Annotated in this window: 7 protein-coding genes; 1 reads left to right on the top strand and 6 read right to left on the bottom strand. The window is 69.5% G+C overall.

The genetic code is table 11. The annotated features are described in order from the left end of the window. The first annotated feature begins 106 nt into the window (after positions 1 to 106). A complete protein-coding gene (locus tag ACFQI8_RS09035) occupies positions 107 to 1,444 on the top strand; it encodes a permease (protein WP_390244029.1) in 1,338 nt (445 codons plus the stop codon). 101 nt (positions 1,445 to 1,545) lie between these two features. Here ACFQI8_RS09035 and ACFQI8_RS09040 read toward each other — a convergent pair whose 3' ends face one another. From ACFQI8_RS09040 to mvaD, 6 genes are all read right to left on the bottom strand, one after another. Further along, positions 1,546 to 1,854: a non-histone chromosomal MC1 family protein gene (locus tag ACFQI8_RS09040; protein ID WP_390244030.1), complete on the bottom strand. Its 309-nt coding sequence runs from the start codon at positions 1,852 to 1,854 to the stop codon at positions 1,546 to 1,548. Positions 1,855 to 1,954: 100 nt separating this feature from the next. Next, positions 1,955 to 2,941 (bottom strand): phosphotransferase family protein, encoded by a 987-nt coding sequence (locus tag ACFQI8_RS09045; protein WP_390244031.1) that lies wholly within the window; start codon positions 2,939 to 2,941, stop codon positions 1,955 to 1,957. An 85-nt stretch (positions 2,942 to 3,026) separates the two neighbouring features. Next, on the bottom strand, positions 3,027 to 3,761 hold the full coding sequence (locus ACFQI8_RS09050; protein ID WP_390244032.1) for an HAD family hydrolase: 735 nt from the start codon (positions 3,759 to 3,761) through the stop codon (positions 3,027 to 3,029). A gap of 87 nt (positions 3,762 to 3,848) precedes the next feature. Then, on the bottom strand, positions 3,849 to 5,558 hold the full coding sequence (locus ACFQI8_RS09055; protein WP_390244033.1) for a sensor histidine kinase: 1,710 nt from the start codon (positions 5,556 to 5,558) through the stop codon (positions 3,849 to 3,851). 164 nt (positions 5,559 to 5,722) lie between these two features. Continuing rightward, positions 5,723 to 6,856 carry an NAD(P)/FAD-dependent oxidoreductase gene (locus ACFQI8_RS09060; protein WP_390244034.1) on the bottom strand — a complete coding sequence of 378 codons (1,134 nt, stop codon included), beginning with the start codon at positions 6,854 to 6,856 and terminating at the stop codon, positions 5,723 to 5,725. 69 nt (positions 6,857 to 6,925) lie between these two features. Further along, positions 6,926 to 7,900: a phosphomevalonate decarboxylase MvaD gene (gene mvaD, locus ACFQI8_RS09065; RefSeq protein WP_390244035.1), complete on the bottom strand. Its 975-nt coding sequence runs from the start codon at positions 7,898 to 7,900 to the stop codon at positions 6,926 to 6,928. Between the last annotated feature and the right edge of the window lie 287 nt (positions 7,901 to 8,187).

The following is an 8,187-nucleotide window of genomic DNA, read 5'->3' on the forward strand; positions in this document are numbered from 1 at the left end:
AACTCGGCCGTTGGCTCGGCTTTACAACCCAAACTCGCGCCCCGACGAAAGGCCGATTCTCCTAGGCACAACCGAGTTAGGGACGGCTCCCCTCATACACAACCACATGGACCGGACCGAATACGCGATACTCACGGTCATCGCACTCGCGACGGTCGGACTCGGCGTGTTCACGACCACACAGCCGCTGGAAACGTTCCTCGTCGAGAGCGCCCGAGAGGCGCTTTCGACCACCGCGGCCATGGCGTGGGTGACGTGGTGGGCGCTCGTCGTCGGCTTCGCCATCGCCGGCGGCGTGGAGGCGTGGACTTCCGGCGAGGAGGTCTCGGAGCTACTGGCGGGCCACGGCCCGCGCGAAATCGGCTACGGCTCGCTTTTCGGCTTCGTCTCCTCGTCGTGTTCCTACAGCGCCATCGCCACCGCGAAGAACCTGTTCAAGAAGGGCGGGTCGGCCGCGGCGACCCTCGGGGCGTTCATGTTCGCCTCGACCAACCTCGTCATCGAAATCGGCGCGGTCATCTGGATTCTGCTCGGCTGGCAGTTCCTCGTGGCCGACATCCTCGGCGGGTTCGTGCTCATCGGGCTGATGGCGTTCGGCCTCGTCTACGTCGTGCCCGACGAGGTGGTCGAACGGGCTCGACAGAACGTCCAAGACGAGGGAAGCGAGACCGTCCGCGACCCCGTCTGCGGGATGGAAGTCGACCCCGACGAGACGGAGTACAGCGTCGAACACGACGGGCGGACGTTCTACTTCTGCTCGAAGTCGTGCAAGGAGAGCTTCGACCCCGAGGCGGCCAACACGACGGTTCGCGAGCAGGCCACGTCGCTGTCGGGGTGGAAAGCGCTCGCCGACAAGCAGTGGAAGGAGTGGGGGATGCTGTGGGACGAAATCGCCATCGGCTTCGTCTTCGCCGGCCTCATCGCCGGTTTCATCCCCGAGGCGGTGTGGACCTCGGTGTTCTCGGGACCGACGTTCGGGCTCCCGGTGTACGTCTTCTGGACCGCGGTCCTCGGGGCGGTCATCGGCGTCGCCACCTTCGTCTGTTCGGTCGGGAACGTCCCGTTCGGGGCGGTCCTCTTTTCGAACGGCCTGCCGTTCGGGAGCGTCCTGAGCTACATCTACGCCGACCTCATCGTCCCGCCCATCATGGACGCCTACCGCGAGTACTACGGGACGACGTTCGCGGCCGTCCTCTCGGGGATGATATTCGTGGCGGCGGTCCTGACGGGCGTCGTCGTCCACTTCGTCTTCCTCGGCGCGGGGGTCATCCCGTCGCCCGAGAGCGTCCAAATCGCCGAGGTGAGCATCGAGGCCGACTACAAACTCGTATTGAACGTGTTCGCCACCGGCCTGTTCGGCGTCCTCTACTGGCTCCACCGCTCGGACTCGGTCGGCGACGAGGGCCGCGGCGGTCACGGCGAGGCGGCGCAGGCCGGTGACTGAGCCGTCGGCTCGACGCTCGACGTGAGACGCGCGCGAGCGACACGCGACCCGAAAAAACCGAAGACCGACGCCGGGTTCCCTCGGACCCGTGAACCCCCGGCTTACGCTTCGAGGTGCTCGATGCCCTGCTTCGAGACGTTCGCCCGGGTGACGTAGTCGTCCATCCACTCGGGGGCGTCGTCGTCTTTCGCCTCGGTCCACGCCCACCCCTCGTAGATGTGGACCCGGTCGGTCCCACGCTCGCGGAGCCTGAGCATCGCCTTCCCGTCGATATCGTCGGGGCTGGGGGCGGGGTGGAGGCGTCGGGCCGCCTTCAGCGCCGCCTGCCGGGGATACGTTCCGCTGAACACGCTCGTTTCCTCGCCCTCTTCGACGAGGACGAAGTTTCGCTTGCCGTCTTCTCGTACCATGCATGACCATACCACGCACTCCGAATTAGTAGTTCGTGTCACCGAGAGTCACCGCGCGGCTTCGAACGGGTCGCGACGCCCCGAGGGACTCCACGCGAGGTCACAACAGCGCGTCGAGTCGCGCCCGGTGGAAGTCGACCGCGGCCGACCCGGTCCGTTCTGGGTAGCCGGGGCGGGTCACTTCGCCCGCGGAATCGACGGCCGAGCGGACGACTGCGGCGACCCGATAGGCCCTCGGCACCGCCGGGAGCGGCCGGACCGACTCGTAGCCCGCTCGGAACGCCCGGCGGAGCGGCGCACCGTCTTCGACGTACCAGTCGGCGACGAGGTGTTCGACCTTGGCGACGGCGAGCCCCGGGGCGGCGGCCATCGGCTGTCCCCAGTCGAGCACGGCGGTCACGCGGCCGTCGGTGACCAGCGCGTTCCCCGGTCTGAAGTCCCACGGGTAGAGGCGCGCCGGCGGGTTCGGGGGAAGCGAGGCGGCCGCGACGGCTTCCTCCAACTGCTCTCGGACCCCGTCGAACGCGGGCGGGAGCGCGGCGATTCCCTCGCGGGCGTGGGCGGAGAACCACGTTCCCCAGTCGCTGTCGTCGGCGCTCACGGCGTCGAACCCGCGGACCGGTCCCGACTCGAACTCGGCCGCGCCGCCCCCGTCCGCTCGTTGTCTCCCGCGGGCCGGCCGACCGAGCCGACCGTAGCCGTCGAACGAAAACCGCTCGTGGAGTTGGCCGAGGCCGACGCCGAACGACCGGGCGACCCGCCGCTGGGCCGTCGCGTCGAGCGAGACGAACCGCTCGTGGAGTTCGTCGCCCGGGGCGCGCTCGGCGACGACGTATCCGAACCCGTCGAGCGCGCCCGACGCGAGGACGCGGGGGACCGGAATCGACGTGCGCTCGCGGACCGCCCGCGAGAGGGCGGCTTCGAGGGCCAGCGCCGCGGCGTCGGTCGCCGTCTGGACGACGACCTCTCCGCCGTCGGCGAACGTCGCGACTGCGGTCTGCTTGTGGTTCCCGTTCGGGACGCGGGCCGTCGCCGCGACGCGTCGTTCGGGGAACTCGCGGGCGAGCACGGTCGCGACGGGGGTCATGGAGCCACTCTAAGGGTGACGCGAACAAAGGTCCAGCGGACGCGAACCGGGCGTCGATGGCGACGCCGACGCCGAGGGAGCCGAGTCACGGCTCGCCGTCCAGAATCGCCGGAAAGTCGGCCAGCGACCGGAGGACGTACGCCGGTGCGTGCGACCCGGCGTCCGGGGCGCGCGGGGCGTCCGGACCGTCCGCGCCGTCCGCGCCGCCCGCGCCGTCCGCCTCCGTTTCGACCGGGCACCACGCGGCGTCGAGGCCGGCTCGGTGGGCTCCGTCCACGTCGAACTCGAGCGAGTCGCCGACGTGGAGGCTCGCGTTCGCCTCGGCGTCGAGAGCGTCGAGCGCCCGTTCGAACGGGTCGGAATGGGGCTTTCGACGCGGCATGTCGCCCGCGAAGACGACCGCGTCGAACGCGTCGGCGATGCCGAGCGCGTCGAGTTTGATAGATTGCCGACGCTCGGGGCCGTTGGTGACGAGACCGACCGACGCGTGGTCGCGGGCGGCGGCGAGCGCGGCCTCGGCTCCCGGTCTGAACGAGACCGCCGAGTGGTCGACCGTCTCGACGAACCCGCGGGCAAGCGCCCGCACGTCGACGCCCTCGCGGTCGTGTTTCGCCGCGACGCGCTCGAAGCCGTCGGCGAGGTAGCCCTCGTGGTCGTCGTGGTCCGGCGGGCCGTCGAGGGCGGCCCAGAGGTCCGACGGCTCGCCGAAGCGGTCGAGACCGGCGGCGTCGAACGCGCCGGCGTAGATGGTCTCGCCGCTCTGGTCGTTGGTACAGAGCGTGTTGTCGAGGTCGAAGAGAATCGCGTCGAACGGTGCCACGCTCACTCTTGGCGCGGCGGCGGTAAAACCTCGTCTACGGTCGACGCCGACAGCGGCGGCGAAGTTCCGGAAGTCGAACGGGTCGCCTCAGTCGGCGGCCTCGACGGTCGCGAGCGGGAGTTCGATGACGAAGACGCTCCCCCGCGGCTCGTTGTCTTCGATGCGGACGGTCCCACCGAAGTTCGAGACGATGGTGTCGACGAGGTACAGGCCCGTTCCGGTGCCGGGGCTTTCGAGTCCCTTTGCGCCCTTCCCGAAGACGACCGACTTCTGTTCGTCGGCGATGCCGGGGCCGTCGTCGGCGATGCGGACGGTGACGCGCTCGCCGTCCGCGGTGGCCGCGATGGCAATCGACGGTTCGTCGCGGTCGCTGTGGACGACCGCGTTCTTCAGGACGTTCACGAACACGGAGTCGAGCAGGTCGTTGGCGAACACCGTCGCCGACGGGAGGTCGCCGACCGCGAACGTCGCGTTCGGATAGCCCTCGCGCACGTCTTCGACGGCCTCGTGGAGGGCGTCGCCGACGTCGAGGGCGCGGCGGCGCTCGTCGTCGTTCGTCGCGCGCATCAGCTGTCCGAGCACGTCGGTGAGGTCCACGGTGTTGAGCGCCCGCCGGAGCGCGGTCTCCAACTGGGTCCGCGCCTCGTCTGACAGCGGTTCGTGTTCGAGAACGATGTCGATGTACGCCGTCACGAGCTGCATGTCGTTTCTGATGTCGTGGCGGACGATTCGGTTGAGCACCTCCAGCTCGTCGTTTCTCGACTCCAAGGCGAGTTCGTAGCGTTTCCGCGGCGTCACGTCTCGGACGGAGACGACCCAGCCGAGCGGGTCGCCCGCTCGGTCGAGCGGGATGCGCGTCAGTTCGACGTAGCGCCCGCCCTCGACGAGCGCGTCGCACGATGGGGGGTCGCCGGCGAGGTCGCCGTAGTTCGGGACGGCCTCGCTCGCCGGGCGGCCGAGAAGCGGGCCACCGGTTCCCAAAAGCGGGCGCACGTGGTCGTTGACGTGGACGACGACTTCGTCGGCGTCGAGGACGACGAGCCCGTCGGCCGAGTGCGCGCCGGCGGTCGCGTAGGCGAGCGGGAGGATATCGAGGAGCCTGTAGCGGTAGACGGCGATGCCGAACGTCACCGCGGGAACCGCGAGCGAGGCGGGGATGAGGTTGACGCCGCCGGCGAGCGGCGGCGTGCCGGTGAGTTCGAGCGCGGCGACGACCGACGGCACGGCCATCCCGACGAGGAGGAGCGTCGCCTGCGTCCGGTAGGGGCGGTCGAGTTCGAGGGCGTACTGGCCGATGACGCCGAACCCGAGGAATAGAAGGACGAAGCCGTAGACGAGGCCGAACACGCTCACCGGGCCGTCGGTGACGGAGACCGTCGTCACGCCGTCAACGGTCGACAACTGCCAGCCGGTGTAGCCCAGTTCCAGTGGGTTGGTAAAGAGGACGACGAGGAACACCGCCGGGACGACGTACAGCGACGCGACGACGTAGCGGTCGAGCAGTTTTCGGCGGCCGGTGTACGCGAGGGCGAAGACGAAGAACGTCGGCGCGGCCGTCATCGCGCCGACGTGGAGGAGCTTGTACGCGAGCAGTTTCGCGTCGGGGTCGACGAGAAGCAGTTTGACCGCCGTCGTCGCGGTCCAGAAGGCGACGGCGGCCGTCAGCACGGCGAACGAGACGACAATCGGGTTTCGCCCCCGGCGGCGGACGAACTGGACCGCGTAGGCCGAGAGGACGGCGGCGACGACCGCCGCGAAGACCATCGGGTAGGCGTAGGCCGTGTGCTGCCAGTTCATCGAACGTCTCGCTCGGCGGTCGCGCCTCGCGGAGTGCCCGCGGACGCGAAGTCTCGGTGGTCGTGCCCGGTATCGTAGCGGATAAACGGAGATACTCCGCCAACGGATATAGCATTTTTCGCGAGCGGACCGCCGGCCGGGGCGTATCGACTATCGGTGACGCCTCAGGCGTGCAGTTCCTCGTCGACGAGGTCGACCGCCCGCGAAATCGCCCCGACGGAGGTGAGATGTCCCGCCCCGACCGTGGCTTTCATCGCCTTCGCGGCCTTCCCGCGGAAGATGCTCGGGCCGACCTGCGCGACCGCGCCGTTGCCGACCGAGACGATCCAGCCGGGCACCTCGAAGCGGTAGGGGTCGGGCCGCGGGGCGAACTCGTTCTCGTCGGCGTCCGCCTCGAACTCGACCTGTGCGGCGATGTTGCCGGCGACGGTCTTCGCCTCGCGGAGCGCCGCGGAGGCGCTCGCCGGCACGGGCTCGCCGTCGGCGTCGACGGCGCGGGCCGCGTCGCCGACGACGAACGTCCGCCCGTCGAGTCGGAGGTCCGCCCTGACGGCGGGCCGCTCGCCGCCCATCGCCTCGTCGCCGGCGATGCCGCCGGTCCAGACGAGCAGGTCGTAGTCGAGGTTCCCAGTGTCGGTCTGGACGGTCGCCTCCGTCACCGACTCGACGGTCGTCTCGGTCCGAATCTCGACGCCCCTGTCGAGGAGTTCGTCGCGGACCGCCCGCTGGAACGACTCGTCGAACGACGGCGCGACGGCGTCCAGTTGCTCGACGAGGACGATATCAGCGTGGGCGTCCTCCTCGTCGCGGAGCGCGGCGAGCTCGCCCGCGACTTGCACGCCCGACAGCCCCGCGCCGCCGACGACGACGGTCCCGCCCTCGTCGCAGTCGTCGAAGAAGCGCTTGCGGATGGTTTCGGCGTCGGCGACGCGCTTCAGCGGGACCGAATGCGATTCGAGGCCGGGAATGCCGTAGTAGGCGGTCTCAGCGCCCAGACAGACCGCGCAGTAGTCGTAGTGGAGGGCGTCGCCCGCGGCCAGTTCGACGGTCCGCGCGTCGCGGTCCACCGCCGTCACGCGGTCGACGACGACCTCGGCGCGGTCGAGCGCCTCGTCGAGAGGGACCTGAATCGCGTCGGCGACCGCCGGCCGCCGAATCGCGCGGTGGACTTCGTGTTGGACGAGGTGATGCGGCGAGTCGTTCACCACGGTCAGGTCGGCGTCGGCGGGGAGTCGGCGTTCGAGGTCGCGGGCGAGCGTGAGGCCCGCGTACCCGGCACCGAGAACCAGGACACGCATGACTGACCGCTGGGGCGCGAGAGAAAAGAGGGTGACGGCGGGCGCGGTGCGCGGCGGTCGGCCGCGCGCTCAGAACAGCGCTTCAGACTCGTCGAGTACCTCGGCGGGGCCGCCGACGCCCCACACGTCGGTCTCGACGCCGCAGTCGGCGACGACCTCTTCGACGCGGTCGACGTGCTCCTCGGTCGTGTTGATGTAGACGCTCGCGCCGGTGTCGGTCGAGAAGTAGACGGGGACGTCTTCCTCGTTCCGGAGCTTTCGGACGGCGTTGAAGATGGCGATGGTGCGCGGTTGCCAGTAGACCCAGCCGGCGGGGCCGGTCATCGTCGTCGCCGCGAGCGACAGCGAGTCGTGTTCGGCGAGTTCGAAGGCGGCGTCGAAGTCGGCGTCGTACAGCGCGTCGCGCATGTCGTCTATCTGGGCGTGGATGTGGGCCATCCGCGCCTGGAACATGTGACTGTCGGCGGCCTCGGCGTGGGCCTGCTCGGTCTCCTTGTAGGCGGGGACGTGCGCGGCGACGATGCGCAGGTCGTCTTCGAGGTCGGTCTCGATGCGCTCGGAGCGGCAGTCGGTGTCGTTCATGCCCGAGTAGAGGTGCGAGACCGCGCCCGTGACGGCGCGGGCGGCGGACGCCGACCCGCGGCGGGCGATAGTCGAGATTTCGGGGCGCGTCATGTCGAGGCCGGCCGCCTCGGCGAGCGCCATCGCGGCCGCGGCGAACCCGGACGCCGACGACCCGAAGCCGATGTTCGAGGGGAAGGAGTTCTCGCTCTCCAGTCGGACGCGGTGGTCGTACCCGGCCAGTTCGCGGACCCGGTCGACGACGGCTTGGATGCGCTCCGCGCCGCGGCCCTCGACTTCCTCGCCGCCGATGACGTAGATGTCCTCGTCGGCGTCGGAGCGGAACTCGACTGTCGTCTTCGTGTGGCTCGGGGCCGTACAGACGCTGATGCTGTCGTGGTACGGCATTCGGCGCTCCGTGTCTCGCATCCCGTGATACTTCACGAGGCCCTGAATCGGGTGGGCCTTGGCGGTGGCCTTCATGTTCGAACGCCCGTCGGACTCGGGGTTAAACGTCCCGATAGGCGTCGGCTCCGGCGGCTCACGGAAAGAATCGGTCGGAAATCGAGCGCGCGCCGGCGGGACGGCCGGCGCGAGTCGGTCGCAATCGGTGCGCAGGAAGGTGGCATGGTCTCCCTCTCCAGCGGGAGACAGTCGAGTTCGGTACAGTCGCTCGTTCGGTTACGTGGGTTGTCGTATCGTGGTGACAGTATCGTGGTCGATTAGCCGGATTCGTTTCGATTGGTTGGTTGGTTTGGTCGAGTTCGGTG

This window comes from Haloferax chudinovii (assembly GCF_042663345.1).
GTDB classification, from domain to species: domain Archaea; phylum Halobacteriota; class Halobacteria; order Halobacteriales; family Haloferacaceae; genus Haloferax; species Haloferax chudinovii.